This is a genomic window from Streptomyces flavusporus (assembly GCF_046267975.1).
GTDB lineage: Bacteria > Actinomycetota > Actinomycetes > Streptomycetales > Streptomycetaceae > Streptomyces > Streptomyces flavusporus.
In genome coordinates this window covers 683057-702332 of record NZ_CP176503.1, presented here as the reverse complement: position 1 = coordinate 702332, position 19276 = coordinate 683057, and the positions used below count along the sequence as shown (strand labels likewise).

Here is a 19276-nt window from a genome sequence, read left to right as displayed (position 1 = left end):
CCTCATCGGACGTACTTCGGCGAGATCGCGGCGAACATGATCGCCCCGAGGCTGACCGCCGACGTAAAGCCCGCATCAGCGTCCTGCGTTCCACCGAGCATCAGCAGTCGCACGACGGTGGCGGTCTTGGACTGACCGTATGCGAGCCACGGGTCGTAGGGACGGCAGGCGGAGTTGACATAGTCCCAGACGATGGGTGAGGGCTGCGACGACGGGGCCGGGCCCATGCCCGACCCCCGCTCCACTGGGCAAAGCGCCGACAGATGGTGGGCCATGCGGTGTGGGAAACCGGCGGCAGTCCCCGGCACGCACGGAGCTGCGCCTCAGCCCTCAGCCCTCAGACCGAGGAGCCGTGATCGGGGCGTTCGATGGACACCGCGGGTAGCCACCAGGCCCACTTGCCGAGCATCTGCATGACGGCGGGGACGATGAGGCAGCGGATGACCACCGCGTCGAGCAGGATCGCGACGGCGAGGCCGAGTCCGAACTGCTGGAGCATGCGGTCGGAGCTGAGCACGAAGGCGGCGAAGACCACGATCATGATGGCGGCGGCCGCGGTGATCACCTTGCCGGTGGAGGCCAGTCCTTCACGAACGGAGTGTGAGTGGTCCTTGGTGCGTGTCCATTCTTCGTGGATGCGCGAGATGAGGAAAACCTCGTAGTCCATGGACAGGCCGAAGACGATCGCGAAGATCAGTGCGGGGATGAACGCTTCGACCGGTCCTGGCTGTGCTCCGAACCAGCCGTGCTGGAAGACCAGGGTGATCACGCCGAGTGCGGCGGAGATGGACAGCAGGTTCAGGACGGCCGCCTTGACGGGGATCCAGATGGAGCGGAAGACCAGCAGCAGGAGGAGTGAGGAGACGCCGACGACGACGGCGACGAACAGGGGCAGGCGGTTGGCGAGTGTTTCGGAGACGTCCTGCGATGCCGCGGTGCCGCCGCCGACCAGGATGTCCGCGCCGGTGTCGTGTTCCAGGGGCGGGGCCACGTCGTCGCGCAGGTGGTGCACGAGGTCGACGGTGCCTTCGTCCGGATGCACCAACGACGAGATCGCGGCGCGCCTGGTGGTCTCTCCCTTGACAGCAAAGACCCACGTCAGCCGCATCATGGCAAAACTCGGAGCACGGGACAGATCTCAAGTCGTCGTCCTCGCCTACGAGTACGGAATGGTCAGTCCCGGCTGGCTGGCAGATTAGCCACCCGTACAACAGTTCTCCCACCGATCGGCAACTCGTGGAAGGCGAGTTCGGCCACAACGTGTGGCGGACGACCTGCCACCACGTCACCGATCTCGCGAACATGCAGGTCAGCAACGCGAGACGGGCCGGCAATGTGGCATGTATCGGTCTGACTGTCGAGCGCTCTGATGCTGACTTTTGCTGACTTTGAGGAATCTGCACGGCTCTGACCTGGCACAACGTCGACCGATGCAGGGGTTCTGGAACTGGATCGGACGGCCGCAGGAGGAGATCGCACAGGCCCGCGAGGACTGGATGACCGGTACCCGGTTCGGGGAGGTCAAGGGGTACGACGGGGCTCCGCTGCCGGTCCCGGAGCTGCCGCCGACACCTCTGAAGCCACGGGGAAGGGTCCGCTGACCTGCGGCTGGGCTTGCTCCAGACCCGTTGCGTCGTGTTCCGGCACGGTGCCGCGCCCGCACTCGCCGAGGTGGCCCTGCCGGACCCAGGTTCAGCCCGCCGGGGAACGTCGCCGATGATGCTTCCCAGCCTCTGCCATATCCCTGGCCCGTACCGGCCAGGGATCACATCTCCCGGTACCGCTTCGTCTCGGCCGGGAGCCGGCGCAGCGTGTCAGCGGTGACCTGCTGTCCCGGGCCGGGGTCGGTCGTTCCGGATCGGCGGGCCGGCCCTCGGGCCCGGTCACTCGCAGCGCGGTTGCCGCGTGGCAGCCGACGGCGCACCGGGGCAGGCTGGAGAGCGCAGGGTGACCGTCCAGGGCTCGTAAGCCGCTCTTGCTGCCGTGGGCGGCCACTGCGACCACGGTCTGTCCAGGGAGCGGAGCGCATGATTCAGCCAGCCGACATCCGTGAATGGTGCGACCACGACGTCGTCGACCCGAAGGGACGCAAGATCGGCGCGTTGGAAGCGGTCTACGTGGACACCACCACCGACGAACCGGCCATGGCCACTGTCCGGACGGGGCTGCCCACTCGCCAGCGCCTTGTGTTCGTCCCGCTCGACGAGGCGATCGTCGGCCCGGACTACCTCAAGGTCGCGTACACCAAGGGGCAGGTACGGAAAGCTCCGTCCATCGGCACGGACGGCGTACTGCCCGCCGAGGACGAACCAGCGATCTTCCACCACTACGGCATGACCTACCGCCCCGGTACCAAGGGCGAGCGGCAACTCGCACGCCGCTGAACCGGCCGCCACACCCGAGGAGGCACTCGCCCGATGGTGCGGTGACCGGCGGTGGCCGGTGTCAGCTTCGGGTGGTGGCCGGGCGCTGCCGGGGTCTGAGCCGGGCTGTGGTCGGTCGGTCGGGCGCGGCGGCGGCGACCAGTTGGTCGATGCCGTCTTCCAGCGCGTCGACCACCTCGGGGACCGCCGCCTCGACGGCACCCTGGTCGACGTCCTCGCGGTCGTAGCTGGAGGACACGAGGCGCTCCACGGCGTCCAGGAGCAGGTCTCGCCCATCGGGATCTGCGAAACCCCTCACGAGTGCACCACCCAGGACTGCCTCGATCCCCATGACGATCTCGTCATCGGCCACCTCGCGGACCAGATGGTGGGCGCGCATGACGGCCAGAACCCGGTACAGCGCCCGGGTCGGCGGCTCAAAGCGGCCAGGCGACCCAATGGGCTGGTCGGCCAGCAGCGGGGCCATGTCCGGGTTGTCCAGGCCGGCCGCGATCTCACGCCGGATGACGGTGCCCAGACGCAGGAGGGACGGATCGTTGCGGAGGTCGTCCGCGAGCACGGCGAAATGCCCGGCGAGCTCGAGCTGGAGAACGGCATCCCGCAGGCGTGCCTTGGACGGCCAGTAGAGGAAGACCGTCCCCTTGCCGACGCCGGCGCGAGCCGCGATGTCGTCGACCGTCGTGCGCTCCGCGCCGGTCTCACGGAACTGTGCCCTGGCCGCAGCCAGGATCGCTTCCGCTCGGTCCTGTGCCGGACGTGCCACGCCGTCTCTCCTCTCGCCTGCCTGCATGGTAGCTGCCTTGGCAGGTTTTTGACTGTTAGCGTTTTAGCAGTCAATAATGGTGACCTCGGCATCCACAGGAGAGGACCGACATGAACAAGCCGCGCGCCCTCGTCGTGGGCATGGGCATCGGAGGCCTGGCCACGGCACTGCGCCTGCACGACATCGGCTGGGACACCCTGCTCGTCGAACGCGCCCCCGAACGCCGTGCCTCCGGATACTTCATCGGGCTCTTCGGCACCGGCCGCGCCGCCGCGCAGCGGCTGGGTGTGCTCGACGCCATCGGCAACCGGTACGACGTCACGAGCACGACCTACGACATCGACCGGGAAGGCCGCCGTCGCCGGCCGGGCCTGGGCTACGGCGACCTGCCCGGTTCCCCCAGCCTGGTCCTCCGGGGCGACGTCGAGGCCGCCCTCTACGACGCCGTCGAGCCCCTGGCCGAGATGCGCTTCGCCACGACGCCGCTGGCCATCGACGAGGGTCCCGAGGGCGTGGACGTCACGCTGCGTATGACAGCGGGCGCCACCGTCGACACCACCGAGCGGTTCGATCTCGTCGTGGGGGCCGACGGCCTGCGCTCCACGGTGCGCCGCCTGGCCTTCGGTCCGGAGACCGACTACCTCCAGCCCCTCCACCACATCATCGGCGCCACGGTCCTCAAGAGCCCCGTACCCGGGTACCGGCCCACCGACGGCCTCGTCCTCGCCGAGCCGGGCCGCTCCGCCTGGGTCTTCCCGTTCGCCGACCACCAGCCGACCGTGCTGTTCAACTACCGCACCGACGACGAGGACGCCGAGTTCCGGCGCCCGCCCATCGAGTCACTGCGCCGCGCCTTCGGCCCCGAACCGACCGGAGCCGTGCTGGAGAACCTCCTCCAGCAGTTCGAGGAGGCCGATGACTTCCTCTTCGACTCCACGCACCAGGTACGGATGCCCACCTGGCACACCGACCGCGTCGTCCTGCTCGGCGACTCGGCCTGGTGCCTGACCCTCTACTCGGGCATGGGTGCGTCCACCGCCCTGGCCGGCGCCGACCTGCTCGGCACCAGCCTGCAGCGCAACCCCGGCAACCCCGCCCGGGCACTGCGCGAGTGGGAGCAGAAGCTGCGGCCCTTCATGGCCACCCACCAGAAGATCGGCCGCAAGGACCTGGTGATGTTCGTTCCCCAGACACCCCGGGACAAGGCGACCCGTACGCTCACGCAGAACCTGCTGGGCAATCCGGTCGGCAAGCGGGCGATGAAGGCCCTCACCGCCAGGAAGTTCCAGGACAAGTTGATCGACATCGCCGCGGCCTGACCGGCCCGTCAGACCTCAGAGCATGAGCTGGTCGATGGTGATCGGGAGGGAGCGGATGCGGCGGCCGGTGGCGTGGAAGACGGCGTTGCCGATGGCCGCGGCCAGGCCGACCAGGCCGATTTCGCCGACTCCCTTGGTGCCGACGGCGGTTGCCCGGTCGGGTCCGCCGATGAAGAGTACCTCCATGTCGGGAACGTCGGCGCTGACCGGCATGAGGTAGTCCCCGAAGGTGGCGTTGGCGATGCGGCCGGTGCCCTGGTCGGTGGCCGTCTCCTCGAACATCGCCTGGCTGATGCCGCCCACCGTGCCGCCGATGATCTGGCTGGTGGCGGTCTTCTCGTTGAGGATGCGCCCGCCGTCGATCGCGGAGACGACCCGTGCCACCCGCAGCAGGCCCAGTTCGGGGTCGAGGCGCACCTCGACGAACTTGGCTCCGAAGGCGCCGGAGAGCGCCATGCCCAGCTCCTCGGCCTGCGGGGGGGTGCTCCGGCCGTCGGCGCTGAGCTCCTCGAGGCCGTGACGGGTCAGGATCTCCGTGTAGGTCTCACCCTGTGCGGGATTGCCGATGCGGTGGATGCGCCCGTCGGTGACGGTCACGTCGTCGGGCGCGGCGCCGTGCAGCGGGGATTCGGCGTCGTCGCGCACGACGTCGAGGAACTCCCGCACCAGGCGCCGGCAGGCGGCGTGGACGGCGTTGCCGAGGGCGCCGGTGAGGCCGGAGCCGCCGGCCTGGGGCGCGTAGGGCATGTCGGAGTCGCCGAGGTCGAACCGCACCCGGGCGACGTCGAGGCCGAGGAGCTCGGCCGCCAGCTGGGTCATCACCGTGTAGGTGCCGGTTCCGATGTCGGTGGCGGCGCTGCGCACGTATGCCGAGCCGTCGTGGCGCACCGAGGCCCGGGCCTGGCACGGCACCTGGTAGAACGGGTAGGAGACGCCGGCCAGGCCGTAGCCGACGAGCCAGCGGCCGTCGCGCATGGAGCCGGGTTCCGGGGTGCGCCGCGACCAGCCGAACCGCTCGGCGCCCTCGAGATAGCACTCCCGCAGCGCCTTGCTCGACCAGGGCAGGCCGAGGACCGGGTTCTCCTCGGCGTAGTTGCGCAGGCGGATCTCGAGGGGATCCATGCCGACGGCGTGGGCGACTTCGTCGATGGCGGACTCCAGAGCGAAGCTGCCCTGCCCCTCGGCCGGCGCGCGCATCGAGCCCGGGCAGGGGATGTTCAGCCGGGCCTGCCGGTCGCGGGTCAGCACGTTCGGGCAGGCGTAGGAGACGGCCGAACCGAAGGAGACCGGTTCGTAGTCGTCGTCCTCCATCGCCACCGACGAGATGCCGTGGTGCTCGATGGCCACGAGGTCCCCGCCCCGGGTGGCGCCGATCTTGATCTGCTGGACGCTGTTGGGCCGGTGCCCCACGGAGGTGAACATCTCCGGCCGGGACAGCACCAGCTTGACCGGGCGCCCGACCTCGCGGGCGGCCAGCACGGTGAGGATGACGTGGGACCACACCCGCAGCCCGGCCCCGAAGCCGCCGCCGACGAAGGGGGCGAGGACGCGGACGCCGCTCTCGGGGACCTTGAAAATCGTGGCCAGCGAGGCACGCACGTTGTGCGGCCACTGCGTGGAGTCGTGCACGGTGAGCGCGTCCCCGTGCCAGTACGCGACGGTGGACATCAGACCGAGCGGGTTGTTGGTGTTGTCGGGGGTGGTGTAGGTCTCCTCGACGACGACGTCCGCCCGGGCGAATCCGGCGGTGACGTCACCGCGCTCGGTGTCCAGCCCCCAGGGGTTCTCGACGATCTCGGCGCGGGGATCGTTCACGTCGAGCAGGGCCTCGGCCGGCTCGTACTCGACGCGTACCAGCCGTGCGGCGTGCCGGGCCTGCTCGGCGCTCTCGGCCACCACGATGCCGATGTGCTGCCCGTAGTGCAGGACGCGGTCGTCCTGCAGCGGAGCCGGAGGCGATCCGCCCAGCAGGGTCATCGGGCCGCGTTCCAGCTTCGGCGCGTTCAGGTGCGTGATGACGGCCAGCACACCCGGCGCCGCAAGGGCCCTGGTCACATCGATGCCGCGGATGCGCCCCGCGGCGATGGTGCTGCCCACCAGGGCGGCGTGCGCCATAGCGGGGAAGGAGAAATCGTTGGGGTAATGAGCCGATCCGGTCACCTTCAGCGGGGCGTCCACGCGGTCCAGGCCCGCCCCGACGACCGTGCCGGTTTCGAGAGTCGTCATGATGCTGCTCCTGCAACCGTCTCGAGCGTGCGCACGAGGGTGCGCTTGGCCAACTCCACCTTGAACGCGGTGCCGGGCAGCGGCCGGGCACCCTCCAGGGCCGCCTCCGCCGCGGTGCGGAAGACGTCGGCGCCCGCCCGGGCCCCCCGCAGGACGCCCTCCGCGTCCCAGCATCGCCAGGGGACGGTGCCGACCCCGCCCAGCGCCACGCGCGCCTCCTGAACGACACCGTCCTCGATCACCAGGGCCACGCCGGCCGAGACCAGCGCGAACTCGTAGGAGACACGGTCACGGACCTTCAGGTAGTGCGACCGTGCGGTCTCGGGGAGCAGGGGGATCTCGAGCGCAGTGATCAGCTCGCCGTGCTGCAGCACGTTCTCGATGTGAGGGGTGTCGCCCGGCGGGAGATAGAACTGGGTCAGGGGGATCGACCGTGTTCCGTTCGCCCCCCGGACGTGGACGACGGCGTCCAGCGCCACCAGCGGAACCGCGACGTCCGAGGCGTGCAGGGCGATGCAGTGGTCGCTGGTGCCGAGGATGGCGTGCATCCGCTGGATGCCCGTGATGGCGGCACACCCGGAGCCCGGGTTGCGCTTGTTGCAGGCGGCGACGGTGGGATCCCTGAAGTACCGGCACCGGGCTCGCTGCAGCAGGTTGCCGCCGATGGTGGCCATGTTGCGCAGCTGGGTCGAGGCGCCGAGCAGCAGAGCCTCCCGCACGAACGGCAGCCGCTCCCCGACGACGGGATCGGCGGCCAGCTCCTCCATCGTCGTGAGCGCCCCGACCCGGATCGCCGAGTCGGTGTGCGTGATGCCGCCGAGGGGGAGGCGGGTGATGTCGATGAGCCGCTCCGGTCCGAGGACCCCGTCCTTCATCAGGTCCAGCTGCGTCGTGCCGCCGGCCAGGAACGACGCGCGCGGATCGGCGCTGACCACGGCGACAGCCTGCTCGGCGTCGGTGGCCCGGACGTAGTCGAAGGGACGCATGGATCAACCCCCCGCCGCAACGTCGCGGATCGCTGCGCGAATGTTCGGATAGGCGCCACAGCGGCAGAGGTTGCCGCTCATGAACTCACGGATGTCCTCCTCCGAGTTCGCCCGTCCCTCGGCGATGAGCGAGACCGCCGACATGATCTGCCCCGGCGTGCAGTAGCCGCACTGGAACGCGTCATGCCGGGCGAACGCCGCCTGCACGGCATGCAGCTCCCCGCCGACCGACAGCGATTCCACCGTGGTGATCTCACGCCCCTCGTACTGCGCGGCCAGCGCCAGACACGACACCACACGCTTGCCGTCCACCAACACCGTGCAGGCCCCGCACGCACCCTGGTCACACCCCTTCTTGGCCCCGGTCAGGCCCAGGTGGTCACGCAGCGCGTCGAGCAGCGTGACCCGCGCATCGAGCCGGAGCCGGTGGAGTGTGCCGTTCACGTTCAGGGTGACGTCGACCTGGGGCACTTCCGGCGGTGACTGGCCGGTCGGGGGTGCCTCGGTATCCATATGCTTCATGGCGCCTCAATTCTGGGTGAGTGCGCGTCACACTTCGCCGGCGACTCGGTGGCCGACAAGCAGCAGCCTGGACAACCCGAGAGGGTCCGGCAAGTCGATCAGCTCGGTCAGGTCGAGTCTGCGCACCTCGGTGTTTCCGTCGACGGCGCGTGCCACCGCCTGCGCTCTGACACGACCTGACCGACGGGACGCCGACGGGGCGCGGCACCCGAACATGGCTGAATCCGGATCCTGACGCGGCGAGGCCGGGCCCCTACGGTCGGCGTCCCACCCCGCAGTACGCGTCGACGGGCTGGGCCGGGGCCGAGGAGTCCGGGCGCCACTCGGGAACCCGGACGACGCCGGGCTCCACCAGTTCGAGCCCGTCGAAGTAGCCCGCGATCTCCTCGACGCTGCGCACGTAGTACGGCACTGCGCCGCTCGCGTTGTACGCCTCCGACGCGGCGATCATGCCTTCGCTGGTGGACGTGCTGTCGCTGATGACCAGGTGACTTCCCGACGGGAGTCCCGCCATGAGCCGGCGCACCAGGTCGCGCGCCTGGTCGTAGTCGGCGACATGGCCCAGCGTGTTGAGGATCATCAGGGCGATCGGCCGGGAGAAGTCGAGTGTGCCCTCGGCAGCCTTGAGGACGGCCTCGGGATCGTACAGGTCGGCGTCCAGATAGGCCGTCCTGCCTTCGGGTGTGCTCGTGAGCAGGGCGTGGGCGTGTGTCAGCACGATGGGGTCGTTGTCGACGTACACGATGCGGGAGTCCGGGGCGACGCGCTGTGCCACCTCGTGCGTGTTGTCAGCGGTCGGAAGCCCGGTGCCTATGTCCAGGAACTGCCGGACGCCCTGCTCTCCGGCCAGGTAGCGGACGGCCCGCCCCAGGAAGTGCCGGCTCGTGACCGCCACGTCGACGAGGCCGGGGAAGATCTCCTTGATGTGGTCCCCGATCTCACGGTCGACCTCGTAGTTGTCCTTGCCGCCGACGAAGTAGTTCCAGAAGCGGGCCGAATGCGGCTTGGACGTGTCGATCCGGGTACGCGTCTGCGCGGCAGCGATGATCTCGGGGTTGGAGTCCGACACGGCAGAGCCTCCTGCAGTTTGGTGGCGGTGATCAGATCACCAACGTAGGCGAACTCGCCGCTCAGGCTGCGGGGTTGGAGGGCTTGCCTCGCGCGAGCCACGGCGTTTTCCGGCCATTGCCGTTGCCCTCCTCCCGAACCCTCGGTTTAGACTGTGAGTCCAGCGTTGGATTTTCAGTCCAAGGGAGTGTGGTGTGGTCGAACACAACCCGGACGCCGAGCGGGACGCGATCATCGGCGCCCTCGTCCCGGTGGTTCATGGCATCGCGGCGACCTTCGGGCCCGTGTGCGAGGTCGTGCTGCACGACTACCGGCAGCCGGAGAAGTCGGTGGTCGCGGTCGCCGGTTCGGTCACCGGGCGGGCAGTGGGCGGGGCGATGAGCGAGATCGGCATGCGGGTGCTCGCCCGCGGCGACGAGGCGCGCGACGAACTGAACTACGTCACGCGGACCGGTACCGGGCAGCTGCTCAAGTCGTCCACGATGGTGCTGCGTGACTCCGCGGGAGCGGTGTTCGGAGCCCTGTGCGTCAACCTGGACGTCGGCGCGGTCCGGCAGGCCCACGCGCTGCTCGGCGCCCTCGCCGGCATCGGCGGCGAGGCGGGACCGGCGCCGGTCACCACCTTCGGCAACGACATCGACTCGGTCGTCGACGCCATCCTCGACGCCCACCAGCTCCGCCAGCACCAGACGTGGGCCGGCCTCGACCGCACCGAGCGCCTCGAGTTCTTCCGCAGCCTGGACGAGCACGGCGTGTTCGCGGTGCGCCGCGCGGTCGAGCAGGTCGCCGCCCGCCTCGGCATCTCCCGTGCCTCCGCCTACAGCTACCTCTCCCAGGCCAGAGCTGCCACCGACCCGACGTCCAAGGGGGACAACCAGTGACGACCACCACTCCGCCCGTCACGATCGACGACGTCCGGGACGCCGCCGCCCGGCTCAAGGGCGTCGCCCACCGCACGCCGGTGCTGCGCTCCCGGACCCTGGACGCCCTCGTCGGCGCCGAGGTCTTCCTCAAGTGCGAGAACTTCCAGCGCGTGGGCGCCTTCAAGTTCCGCGGCGCCTACAACACCGCCTCCCGGCTCACGCCCGAACAGCTGGCCCGCGGCATCGCCGCCTACTCGTCCGGCAACCACGCCCAGGCCGTCGCCCTCGCCGCCCGTGAACTGGGCACCACCGCGGTGATCGTCATGCCCGAGGACGCCCCGCCGTCCAAGCGGGACGCCACCCTCGGCTACGGCGCCGAGATCGTCACGTACGACCGCTACACCGGCGACCGGGCCGCCATCGCCGAAGCGCTGGCCGCCGAGCGGGGCCTCACTGTCATCCCGCCGTACGAGCATCCCCACGTGATCGCCGGGCAGGGCACTGCGGCACTCGAACTGCTCGAAGAAGTGGGGGAGTTGGACGCGCTGATCACGCCGGTCGGCGGCGGCGGGCTGATCGCCGGGAGCTCCACGGTGGCCAAGGGAATGCATCCCGGCATCCGTGTGATCGGCATCGAGCCGGAGGCCGGCGACGACACCAAGCGGTCCCTCGAGGCAGGCCACCGGATCGCCGTTCCGGTGCCGCGCACCATCGCCGACGGGCAGGCGCTGCACACGCCCGGTGAGCTGACCTTCTCCGTGAACCGGCGGCTCGTCGACGGGATCGAGCTGGTCAGTGACGACGAGATCCGGGGCGCGATGCGCTTCGCCTTCGAGCGGCTGAAGATCGTCGTCGAGCCGAGCGGCGCCACCCCGTTGGCCGCCCTGCTGTCCGGCCGGGTGGACAGGCTCCCGCGTCGGATCGGCGTGATCGTCTCCGGCGGCAACGTCGACGCCGACCGCTTCGCGCGGCTCTGCGCGGGAGGCGAGTGAGGGAGGTGGCGGGCAGGGGTCGTACGGGCGGACGATGAAGGGGAGGGGCTCGGCCCCGCCGGTTCCGCTCACGACCCACGGGAGCGGGAGGCGGAGACCGGCCCCGGCCGCAACAGGCGCGGCCGGAAAGGAGGACCCTCATGTTCGAGGTGAAGACGCTCGACAAGCCGGACGAGCGGCGCGACTTCCCGCGCGGTCACCTGGAGGCCGTCCACCTCACGGGACTCGACTTCGCGGTGGCCACCTTCGAGCCGGGCTGGCGCTGGTCGGAGTCCATCGCCCCCATCGCGGGGACCGACTCCTGCCAGATCCACCACAACGGCTACATCATTCAGGGCCGTCTGCGGATCCGCATGGACGACGGCGCCGAGGGCGAGGTCGGCCCCGGCGACGTCTTCGTCTGCGGGCCCGGACACGACGCCTGGGTCGTGGGAGACGAGCAGGTCGTGGCGTACGACTTCGCGGGAGCCATGGCAACGGAGTACGCGAAGTCCTCGGAGAGCTAGTCGAACCCAACAAGGGATGAACCGCGCAGGCCCGTCACGCACAGGCCTGCGCTTCACACGGTGCGGTGCCGCGCTTGCGCGATGGAAACCGATTGGTTTACCGTCGGAGGTAAACCGATCGGTTTTCTCGTTGATCCGGAAGGTCAGGAAACTCCCATGACAACCCTCCAAGGCTCCGTCGCCCTCGTCACCGGAGGCAGCCGCGGCATCGGCAAGGCGCTGGTGGCAGCGCTGTACGAGCGCGGCGCCAAGAAGGTGTACGCCACCGCACGCGACCCCCGCACGGTCACGCACCCCGACGCCGTGCCGCTCGCTCTGGAGGTGAGCGACCCGGCCTCGGTGGCGGCCGCCGCGGCACAGGCACAGGACGTCACGATCCTGATCAACAACGCGGGTGCCTCGGTGAACGCGAACTTCCTCGACTCGCCCGTGGAGGACGTCCGCCGCGAGTTCGAGACCAACTTCTACGGGCCGCTCCTCGTCACCCGTGCCTTCGTCCCGGTCCTGGAACGCAACGGCGGCGGCCACATTCTCAACGTCCACTCGGTGCTGTCCTGGATCGGGCTCGCCGGCTCCTACAGCGCCTCCAAGGCCGCCTTCTGGTCGCAGACCAACTCCCTGCGCCTCGACCTCACACCGCGCGGCATCGACGTCACCGGTCTGCACGTCGGATACGTCGACACGGACATGGCCGCCGCTGTCGACGCGCCGAAGTCCACACCCGAGAGCGTGGCCGCCCAGGCCCTCGACGGCATCGAGTCCGGCGCGTTCGAAGTCCTGGCCGACGACATCTCACGCCAGGTCAAGGCAGGGCTGTCGGCCGACCTTGCGGCGCTGTACCCTCAGCTGGCCGCCTGATCAGACCGGCAGCAGACGGGCGATCAGCGTGCTGAGCTGCCGCGCATTGCGGCACTCGTGCATCTCGACCAGGTCGGCGTAGGCCGGGGCGGCGGAGTCGCCGGTGCCCCACTGGGGGCGCGGCTCGGGGTTCAACCAGTACACGCGGCGGGCCCGTTCGGCGATCTGCCGTACGGCTGCCAGGTTCGGGTCGCTCATGTTCGTACGGGCGTCCCCGAGCACGAACACGGTCGTCCGCGGGCCCACCGCGTCGCCGTACCGTTCCGCGAACTCGCCCAGCGCGACGCCGTAGTCGCTGCTGCCGTGCCAGCCCGTGAGCCTCGCCTCGGACCGGATACGGGCGCCCAGTCCCTCCGAGTCGGCGGCGCCGTGCACCAACAGCCCCGTCACCTCGTCGATCCGGTTGACGAACGCGAACACCCGCAGCTTGCTGAACTGGTCGTGCAGCGCCTGCACCAGCAGCATCGTGAAGTCCGAGAAACCGGACACCGAGCCCGACACATCGCACAGCAGCACCAGTTCGGGCCGGACCGGACGGCGCCGGCGCAGCACCGGCCGCATCGGCACCCCACCCGTCGACAACGATCCGCGCAGGGTCCGCCGCAGGTCGATGCTGCCCCGCGCGGCACGGCGCCGACGGGCGGCCAGGCGGGTGGCGAGCTTGCGGGCCAGCGGCGAAACGGTCCGACGCAGCTCGGCCAGCCGGTCCCTCCCGGCGTACAGGAAGTCGACCCGGTCGGCGGTGGGCGCAACCGCCCGCCGGGCGATCTCCTCCCGGCCACGCCGCTCGGCGACCCGGCGCCGCGCCTCCGCGGCCACCTGCCCGCGGAAGACCTCGATGCGCCGCCGGATCTCGTCCTCCAGCAGCCGGTCGGTGAAGCCCGCATCGCCCGGCCGCGCCCGCACACTGTCGCGGACCCGTGCGAGCAGCGTCTGCGGGCGGATCCGGTCCAGCGTCTGGTACGACGACCAGCCGTCGGACGCCGGTGAATTCCCGTATCCGCCGAAGCCGTCGACGGCCTCGGCCGCAAGCCGGCCCAGCAGCGCGGAGTCGCCCGCGGCGAGGGCTGCCGCAATCCGGTCGCGCAGTTCGTCCCGGTCCGCCGTACCAGCGTGGGGCGCGCCGACGCCGCGCGGGAAGTACAGGTCGAAGACCGGGTCGAACACCTGCCGTTGGCCCGTGGTGTGCAGCAGCGTCGCCGCCAGCCCCTCGCGCAGCAGCTCACGGTCCGCGAGCCCCAGGGCCTCCACCGCCCGGGCCGCGTCCACGGTCTCGCCGGTGCCGACCCGGACGCCGTGCGCGCGGAGCGCGGCGACGAACCCCGTCAGCCGGGACGCGACATCCGGCGGCTCGGTTGTCATACGGCGTCCAGGTCCAGCTTGGCCCCCGCCTTGAGGACATCGTCCTGATGCTTGAGGAGGACGCCCAGGGTGTCCCGTACGACGCTCTCGTCGAGCCTGTCGGCGCCGAGCGCGAGCAGGGTGCGCGCCCAGTCGACGGTCTCGGCGACCGACGGCACCTTCCGCAGGTCCATCGCGCGCAGGGCGCCGACCACCCGGACCACGGAATCGGTCAGCGCCGCGTCGATCCCGGGGACCTTCAGCCGGACGATCCGCCGTTCCAGCTCCTCCTCGGGGAAGCCGATGTGGAGGAACAGGCAGCGGCGGCGCAGCGCTTCGGACAGCTCACGGGTCGCGTTGGAGGTGAGGACGACGAAGGGGCGGTGAGTCGCGGTGATCGTACCCAGCTCCGGGACGGTGACCTGGAAGTCGCTGAGCACCTCCAGGAGCAGGCCCTCCACCTCGACGTCCGCCTTGTCGGTCTCGTCGATCAGCAGCACCTTGAGGTCGTCGCCCCGGATGGCGGTCAACAGCGGGCGGGCGAGCAGGAACTCCTCGCTGAAGATGTCCGTGCGGGTCTCGTCCCAGGTCTCGTCGCGGCCGGCGGTGATGCGCAGGAGCTGCTTGGCGTGGTTCCACTCGTACAGCGCCCGTGACTCGTCGACACCCTCGTAGCACTGGAGCCGCACGAGTTGGGCCCCGGCCACCTGCGCGACGGCCTTGGCGAGTTCCGTCTTGCCGACGCCCGCCGGACCCTCCACGAGCAGCGGCTTGCCGAGTCGGTCGGCGAGGAACACGGTCGTGGCGATCGCGGGTGAGGCCAGATAGCCGGTCTCGGCGAGGCGTGCGGAGACATCGTCGACGGACGTGAACAACCGGGCCTCCGGCGGTGCGGTGAATCGGAACCAGCACCTATCTAAGCGCTTGTTCACCCACGCTGTCACGAGGGTTCCATGGATACACCGATCGGTTTCCCCTGGTGCTGCGACGCGGTAGCCTCGCCGTATGGCCACGACAGACAAGGCGTCCCCCCGGGAGCGGTTGCTCGACGCCACTGCGGAGCTCTTCTACCGCGACGGCGTCTCCATCGGCGTGGAGGCACTGTGTCGGACCGCCGGTGTCTCCAAGCGGTCCATGTACCAGCTGTTCGCCAGCAAGGACGAGGTGCTGGCCGCGAACCTGTAGCGGCGGTTTCCGTCGTACGAGGCCCGGCTCGCGCCCGGACCCGACGACGCGGGCACGCCGCGCGAGCGGATCCTGCAGGTGTTCGCACAGCTGGAGCGGGTCTCCGGGGAGCCCGACTACCGCGGCTGCCCCTATCTGTATCTGTCCGCGCTGGTCGAGCTCAAGGAGCCCGAGCATCCCGCGCACGCGGTCGCGCGCGACGCCAAGGACTGGCTGAAGGCGGTCTTCCGTGCCCAGGCCGAGCTGGGCGGAGCGCGCGATCCGGAGCTGCTGGCCCGCCAGTTGATGCTGGTCTTCGACGGGGCGAGCGCCCGCGCCGGCGCCCGCGTGGAGACGCTGGACGACGGGCTCGCCACGGTCACGGTGACCGCGCTCCTCGACGCGGCGGGCTTGGAGTAGAAAGGGACCGGCCGCCGCAGCGCCTCCCGTGGTCCGCCGCCTCCGCTCACGCGGCCACCGTCACCGCCCCGACCGCCGGTGCCGCGCGTTGCGGGGTGTACTCGGCGACACCCCGTACGGGTCACCACAACGAGCCGACCCGACGGCCCGCCCGATGCAATGGACGGGTGACCGCGCCCCCGGACGACTGCCTCGCGCGCAACGAGTGGATCTGTGGCGACTATCTGAGCAGCCGCCGCGAGATCCTCCTCGACGCAGTGGTCCAGCATGTGCAGCTGACGTCGGTCTCGGTCCTCATCGGCCTGGTCATCGCCCTGCCGCTGGCGGTGCTGGGGCGACGGTGGGGCTGGGCGGCCGGGCCGGTCCTCGCCGTGACCACGATCCTGTACACGATCCCGTCCCTGGCCATGTTCTCGCTGCTGCTGCCGCTGTACGGGCTGTCCTCGACGCTCGTGGTGGCCGGGCTGGTGCTGTACTCGCTGACCCTGCTCGTGCGCAACATCCTCGCCGGTCTGCGGGCGGTCCCCGAGGACACCCGGCAGGCGGCCCGCGGGATGGGCTACGGCCCCGTCCGGCTGCTGCTCACCGTGGAACTGCCGCTCGCCCTGCCCGCCGCGATGGCCGGACTGCGGATCGCGGCCGTCTCCGCGGTCTCGCTCGTGACGGTGGGCGCGATCGTGGGCTTCGGCGGACTCGGAAATCTGATCTACTCCGGAATGAACACGTACTTCAAGGCGCAGGTGCTGACGGCGTCGGTGCTGTGCGTGGTGATCGCCGTCGTCGCGGACCTGCTCCTGCTGGGCGTGCAGCGTCTGATCACGCCGTGGACGAGGGCCCGTCCATGAGTACGCTCGCCGACACATGGGAGTGGCTCACCGACCCCGCGCACTGGTCGGGCGCCGAGGGTGTCTGGCACCGGCTGCTGCAGCACCTCGTCCTCACCGTCGTCTGCCTGGTCGTCAGCTGCCTGATCGCCCTGCCCGTCGCCCTCGTCCTCGGCCACCTCGGCAAGGGCGGCGCGCTCGCCGTCAACATCTCCAACGTCGGCCGCGCGGTCCCCACCTTCGCGGTCCTGGTGCTCCTGCTGCTGACCCCCATCGGCAAGTGGGGCGAGGGGCCGACAGTCGTCGCCCTGGTGCTGTTCGCCGTACCGCCGCTGCTCACCAACGCGTACGTCGGGATGCGGGAGGTCGACCGCAGCACCGTGCAGGCGGCACGGGGCATGGGGATGACGGGCCGCCAGGTGATGTTTCACGTGGAACTGCCCCTTTCGCTCCCGATGATCCTGAACGGTGTGCGGATTGCCGCCGTCCAACTCGTCGCCACGGCCACGATCGCCGCGCTGGCGGGCGGGGGAGGGCTGGGCCGGATCATCACCGCCGGATTCAACCTGGCCAGTACGCCGCAGGTGGTGGCCGGTGCCGTGCTCGTCGCCGTGTTCGCGCTGATCGTCGAGGGCGTCTTCGAGATCGCCGAGCGGCTGGCACCGGCGTGGGCGAGGGGTTCGGGATGAGATGCCGTACCACCCTGGTGGCCGTTCTGCTTCTGCTCCCGACCGCCTGCGCCACCGGCCCCTCCCTGGAGAACCAGGGCGAGGTGACCGCACCGCCCGGCGACAGTCGGCATCTGACCGTCGGCTCCGCCGGATTCACCGAGAGCGACCTGCTCGCCCAGATGTACGCCCTGCTGCTGAACCAGGCCGGCTACCAGACCTCGCTCCTCACCGTCGCCAACCGTGAACTGTACGAACCGGCCCTCGAATCCGGTCAGATCGACGTGGTCCCGGAGTACGCCGCCACCTTCGCCGACTGGCTCAACGCCAAGGCCAACGGACCCGACGCGCCGCCGGTCGGCTCACCTGACCTCGACGCCACCATGACGGCACTGCGCCGCCTCGCCACGCCCCGCGGTCTGACCGTCCTCGACCCCGGCCGGGCCGTCGACCAGAACGCCTTCGCGGTGAGCGCCTCGTACGCCCGACGGCACGACCTCAAGACGCTCAGCGACCTCGGCGCCTCCGGCCTCCCGGTACGGCTCGCCGCAGGTGACGAGTGCGTCCAACGCCCTTACTGTGCCCCGGGGTTGAAGAAGACGTACGGCATCGACATCACCGCCGTCGATCCCAAGGGCGTCGGCACCACCCAGGCCAAACGGGCGGTGCAGAGCGGCCAGGACCAGATGGTGCTGACCACCACGACCGACGCCACCCTCGACGAGTTCGGCCTGGTCCTCCTCGCCGACGACAAGCACCTCCAGAACGCCGACTATGTCGTCCCCGTCGTCAACCGTGCCCACGCGGGCGGCCCCGGTCCCACCAAGGCCCTCGACAGGCTCAACGACGTCCTCACCACCGCCGATCTGGCGTCCATGAACCAACAGGTCGACAGCTGGCGCCGGCTGGCGACGGACGTGGCCCGGACGTATCTGGAGGACAAGGGGCTGCTCAAGTAGGCGGGCCGGCGCCGGTCGGTCAGGCGTCGGCCACCGAGTCGAACGTCACCTGACCCCGCGACACGCCCAACGCGTCCGCGTCCACCGAGCGTCGCAGTGCCTCGTGCAGCTTGGTCGGGGTCAGCACGCCGAGGAAGCGGGCGCCGTCCAATACCGCGACCCAGCCGGCGTCGTGCTGGAGCATCACGCCGAAGGCCTGCTTGAGTGGTGCGCCGACGGGCACCCAGGCGTTCATCCGGTGCGCGAGGTCGCCGACGGTACCGCCCGCCCCGAGCTCGTCGATCCCGGCCCAGCCGTGCAGGTCGCCGTGCGTGTCCAGGACCACCGCCCAGCGCGCGCCCTGCGAGCGCAGCCGGTCGGCGGCCTGCCCGGCCGGCTCGTACAGCCGGGCGATCGGCGGCTGTTCCAGGTCGCCGGGCTCGATCGCGGTCACCGACAGCCGCTTCAGCCCCCGGTCGGCGCCGACGAACTCCGCGACGTACGGTGACGCCGGCGTGCCCAGCACCGCTCCGGGCGTGTCGAACTGCTCGATGCGCCCCTGCCCGTACACGGCGATCCGGTCGCCGAGCCGCACCGCCTCCTCGATGTCGTGCGTGACCAGCAGCACCGTCTTGCGTACCGCTGCCTGCATCCGCAGAAACTCGTCCTGCAGCTGCTCCCGCACGACCGGGTCGACCGCGCCGAACGGCTCGTCCATCAGCAGCACCGGCGGATCGGCGGCCAACGCCCGTGCCACACCGACCCGCTGGCGCTGACCGCCCGACAACTGGTGCGGATAGCGCGCGCCGTACGTGTGGGGATCCAGCCCCACCAGATCGAGGAGCTCGGCGGCGCGAGCCCGTGCCCTGGCCCGCTTCCAGCCGAGCAGTGAGGGCACGGTCGCCGTGTTGTCGAGGATCGTGCGGTGCGGGAACAGGCCCACCTGCTGGATGACGTAGCCGATCCGCCGCCGCAGCAGTACCGGGTCGACGGTGACGATGTCCTCGCCACCGACGAGGATCCGGCCCGAGGTCGGTTCGATGAGCCGGTTGACCATCATCATGGTCGTCGTCTTGCCGCACCCGGACGGGCCCACGAGCGTGACGAGCTCGCCCTCGGACACCTCGAAGGACAGTCCGTCCACGGCCGTCGTACCGTCCGGATACCGCTTGGTGACCTGCTCGAACCGGATCATGACCTCACGCTAACGGCGCTGCCCGGCACCCGCTCACCGACGGCGTCCCACTGGCTGGTGAACGGTCCATTCCGATTTTGAACTGTTTCAATCTGGCTCCTGACCGGGGCGGGGTGCTGAGGCGTTCTGTTTGATTCTGGTGGCAACTCCCGCTGCTTAGGGCGTAGACAGTGGCCACAGTCGCCACTACCTTCAACCGCCGATCGACTGAATCGATACAACTCCGACCGGCCGAAGGG

The 19276-nt window shown here is 70.3% G+C and carries 18 protein-coding genes and 4 pseudogenes; 12 read left to right on the top strand and 10 right to left on the bottom strand.

Annotated elements, in window-relative coordinates:
• Positions 1 to 2: 2 nt before the first annotated feature.
• Both ACKTSN_RS03585 and ACKTSN_RS03580 read right to left on the bottom strand, forming a co-directional pair.
• Complete coding sequence (locus ACKTSN_RS03585) at positions 3 to 227, bottom strand: hypothetical protein (protein ID WP_409467737.1); 225 nt, start codon at positions 225 to 227, stop codon at positions 3 to 5.
• Between the two features lie 110 nt (positions 228 to 337).
• Positions 338 to 1033 (bottom strand): annotated as a pseudogene (locus tag ACKTSN_RS03580) (MMPL family transporter); the annotation flags it as partial.
• A 1-nt stretch (position 1034) separates the two neighbouring features.
• On the opposite strand from ACKTSN_RS03580, the pseudogene ACKTSN_RS03575 reads away from it, so the two are divergent.
• From ACKTSN_RS03575 to ACKTSN_RS03565, 3 genes and pseudogenes are all read left to right on the top strand, one after another.
• Positions 1035 to 1199: pseudogene (locus ACKTSN_RS03575) on the top strand (LuxR C-terminal-related transcriptional regulator); the annotation flags it as partial.
• A 240-nt stretch (positions 1200 to 1439) separates the two neighbouring features.
• Positions 1440 to 1601 (top strand): annotated as a pseudogene (locus tag ACKTSN_RS03570) (pirin family protein); the annotation flags it as partial.
• 426 nt (positions 1602 to 2027) lie between these two features.
• Positions 2028 to 2384, top strand: a complete 357-nt coding sequence (locus ACKTSN_RS03565; RefSeq protein WP_385515751.1) for a PRC-barrel domain-containing protein — start codon at positions 2028 to 2030, stop codon at positions 2382 to 2384.
• Positions 2385 to 2445: 61 nt separating this feature from the next.
• Here the strand turns inward: ACKTSN_RS03565 and ACKTSN_RS03560 are convergent, their stop codons facing one another.
• Positions 2446 to 3147 carry a TetR/AcrR family transcriptional regulator gene (locus ACKTSN_RS03560; RefSeq protein WP_409467736.1) on the bottom strand — a complete coding sequence of 234 codons (702 nt, stop codon included), beginning with the start codon at positions 3145 to 3147 and terminating at the stop codon, positions 2446 to 2448.
• Positions 3148 to 3257: 110 nt separating this feature from the next.
• Here ACKTSN_RS03560 and ACKTSN_RS03555 point away from each other — a divergent pair, with 110 nt between their 5' ends.
• Positions 3258 to 4466, top strand: coding sequence for an FAD-dependent monooxygenase (locus tag ACKTSN_RS03555; RefSeq protein ID WP_409467735.1), 1209 nt, complete (start codon positions 3258 to 3260; stop codon positions 4464 to 4466).
• 15 nt (positions 4467 to 4481) lie between these two features.
• Here ACKTSN_RS03555 and ACKTSN_RS03550 read toward each other — a convergent pair whose 3' ends face one another.
• From ACKTSN_RS03550 to ACKTSN_RS03535, 4 genes are all read right to left on the bottom strand, one after another.
• Positions 4482 to 6692: a xanthine dehydrogenase family protein molybdopterin-binding subunit gene (locus ACKTSN_RS03550; RefSeq protein ID WP_409467734.1), complete on the bottom strand. Its 2211-nt coding sequence runs from the start codon at positions 6690 to 6692 to the stop codon at positions 4482 to 4484.
• A complete protein-coding gene (locus ACKTSN_RS03545) occupies positions 6689 to 7678 on the bottom strand; it encodes an FAD binding domain-containing protein (RefSeq protein ID WP_409467733.1) in 990 nt (329 codons plus the stop codon). Before ACKTSN_RS03545 ends, ACKTSN_RS03550 begins: the two co-directional genes overlap by 4 nt.
• A 3-nt stretch (positions 7679 to 7681) precedes the next feature.
• On the bottom strand, positions 7682 to 8191 hold the full coding sequence (locus ACKTSN_RS03540; protein ID WP_409474727.1) for a (2Fe-2S)-binding protein: 510 nt from the start codon (positions 8189 to 8191) through the stop codon (positions 7682 to 7684).
• 262 nt (positions 8192 to 8453) lie between these two features.
• Entirely contained in the window at positions 8454 to 9269 is an 816-nt protein-coding gene (locus ACKTSN_RS03535; RefSeq protein WP_409467732.1) for an SAM-dependent methyltransferase, read from the bottom strand.
• A 193-nt stretch (positions 9270 to 9462) separates the two neighbouring features.
• Here ACKTSN_RS03535 and ACKTSN_RS03530 point away from each other — a divergent pair, with 193 nt between their 5' ends.
• The 4 genes from ACKTSN_RS03530 (at position 9463) to ACKTSN_RS03515 (ending at position 12487) form a co-directional block, all read left to right on the top strand.
• Entirely contained in the window at positions 9463 to 10149 is a 687-nt protein-coding gene (locus ACKTSN_RS03530; protein ID WP_409467731.1) for a helix-turn-helix transcriptional regulator, read from the top strand.
• A complete protein-coding gene (locus tag ACKTSN_RS03525) occupies positions 10146 to 11123 on the top strand; it encodes a pyridoxal-phosphate dependent enzyme (protein ID WP_409467730.1) in 978 nt (325 codons plus the stop codon). Before ACKTSN_RS03530 ends, ACKTSN_RS03525 begins: the two co-directional genes overlap by 4 nt.
• A 140-nt stretch (positions 11124 to 11263) precedes the next feature.
• The gene (locus tag ACKTSN_RS03520) at positions 11264 to 11629 is read left to right on the top strand and encodes a cupin domain-containing protein (RefSeq protein WP_409467729.1); all 366 of its coding nucleotides are present in this window, start codon (positions 11264 to 11266) and stop codon (positions 11627 to 11629) included.
• Between the two features lie 156 nt (positions 11630 to 11785).
• Positions 11786 to 12487, top strand: a complete 702-nt coding sequence (locus ACKTSN_RS03515; RefSeq protein ID WP_409467728.1) for an SDR family oxidoreductase — start codon at positions 11786 to 11788, stop codon at positions 12485 to 12487.
• Here the strand turns inward: ACKTSN_RS03515 and ACKTSN_RS03510 are convergent, their stop codons facing one another.
• Together ACKTSN_RS03510 and ACKTSN_RS03505 are read right to left on the bottom strand one after the other, a co-directional pair.
• A complete protein-coding gene (locus tag ACKTSN_RS03510) occupies positions 12488 to 13849 on the bottom strand; it encodes a VWA domain-containing protein (protein WP_409467727.1) in 1362 nt (453 codons plus the stop codon). It lies immediately after the preceding gene.
• Positions 13846 to 14703, bottom strand: coding sequence for an AAA family ATPase (locus ACKTSN_RS03505; RefSeq protein WP_409474726.1), 858 nt, complete (start codon positions 14701 to 14703; stop codon positions 13846 to 13848). Before ACKTSN_RS03505 ends, ACKTSN_RS03510 begins: the two co-directional genes overlap by 4 nt.
• A gap of 130 nt (positions 14704 to 14833) precedes the next feature.
• Between ACKTSN_RS03505 and ACKTSN_RS03500 the strand changes: the two are divergent.
• The 4 genes and pseudogenes from ACKTSN_RS03500 to ACKTSN_RS03485 all read left to right on the top strand — a co-directional run bounded on the left by ACKTSN_RS03500 (position 14834) and on the right by ACKTSN_RS03485 (position 17863).
• Positions 14834 to 15412: pseudogene (locus tag ACKTSN_RS03500) on the top strand (TetR/AcrR family transcriptional regulator).
• A 167-nt stretch (positions 15413 to 15579) separates the two neighbouring features.
• The gene (locus ACKTSN_RS03495; protein ID WP_409467726.1) at positions 15580 to 16257 is read left to right on the top strand and encodes an ABC transporter permease; all 678 of its coding nucleotides are present in this window, start codon (positions 15580 to 15582) and stop codon (positions 16255 to 16257) included.
• Positions 16254 to 16925, top strand: coding sequence for an ABC transporter permease (locus ACKTSN_RS03490; protein WP_409467725.1), 672 nt, complete (start codon positions 16254 to 16256; stop codon positions 16923 to 16925). The genes ACKTSN_RS03495 and ACKTSN_RS03490 overlap by 4 nt, the downstream gene beginning before the upstream one ends.
• Positions 16922 to 17863 (top strand): ABC transporter substrate-binding protein, encoded by a 942-nt coding sequence (locus tag ACKTSN_RS03485; RefSeq protein ID WP_409467724.1) that lies wholly within the window; start codon positions 16922 to 16924, stop codon positions 17861 to 17863. Before ACKTSN_RS03490 ends, ACKTSN_RS03485 begins: the two co-directional genes overlap by 4 nt.
• A 19-nt stretch (positions 17864 to 17882) precedes the next feature.
• Here ACKTSN_RS03485 and ACKTSN_RS03480 read toward each other — a convergent pair whose 3' ends face one another.
• A complete protein-coding gene (locus ACKTSN_RS03480) occupies positions 17883 to 19037 on the bottom strand; it encodes an ATP-binding cassette domain-containing protein (RefSeq protein ID WP_409467723.1) in 1155 nt (384 codons plus the stop codon).
• Positions 19038 to 19276: the final 239 nt, after the last annotated feature.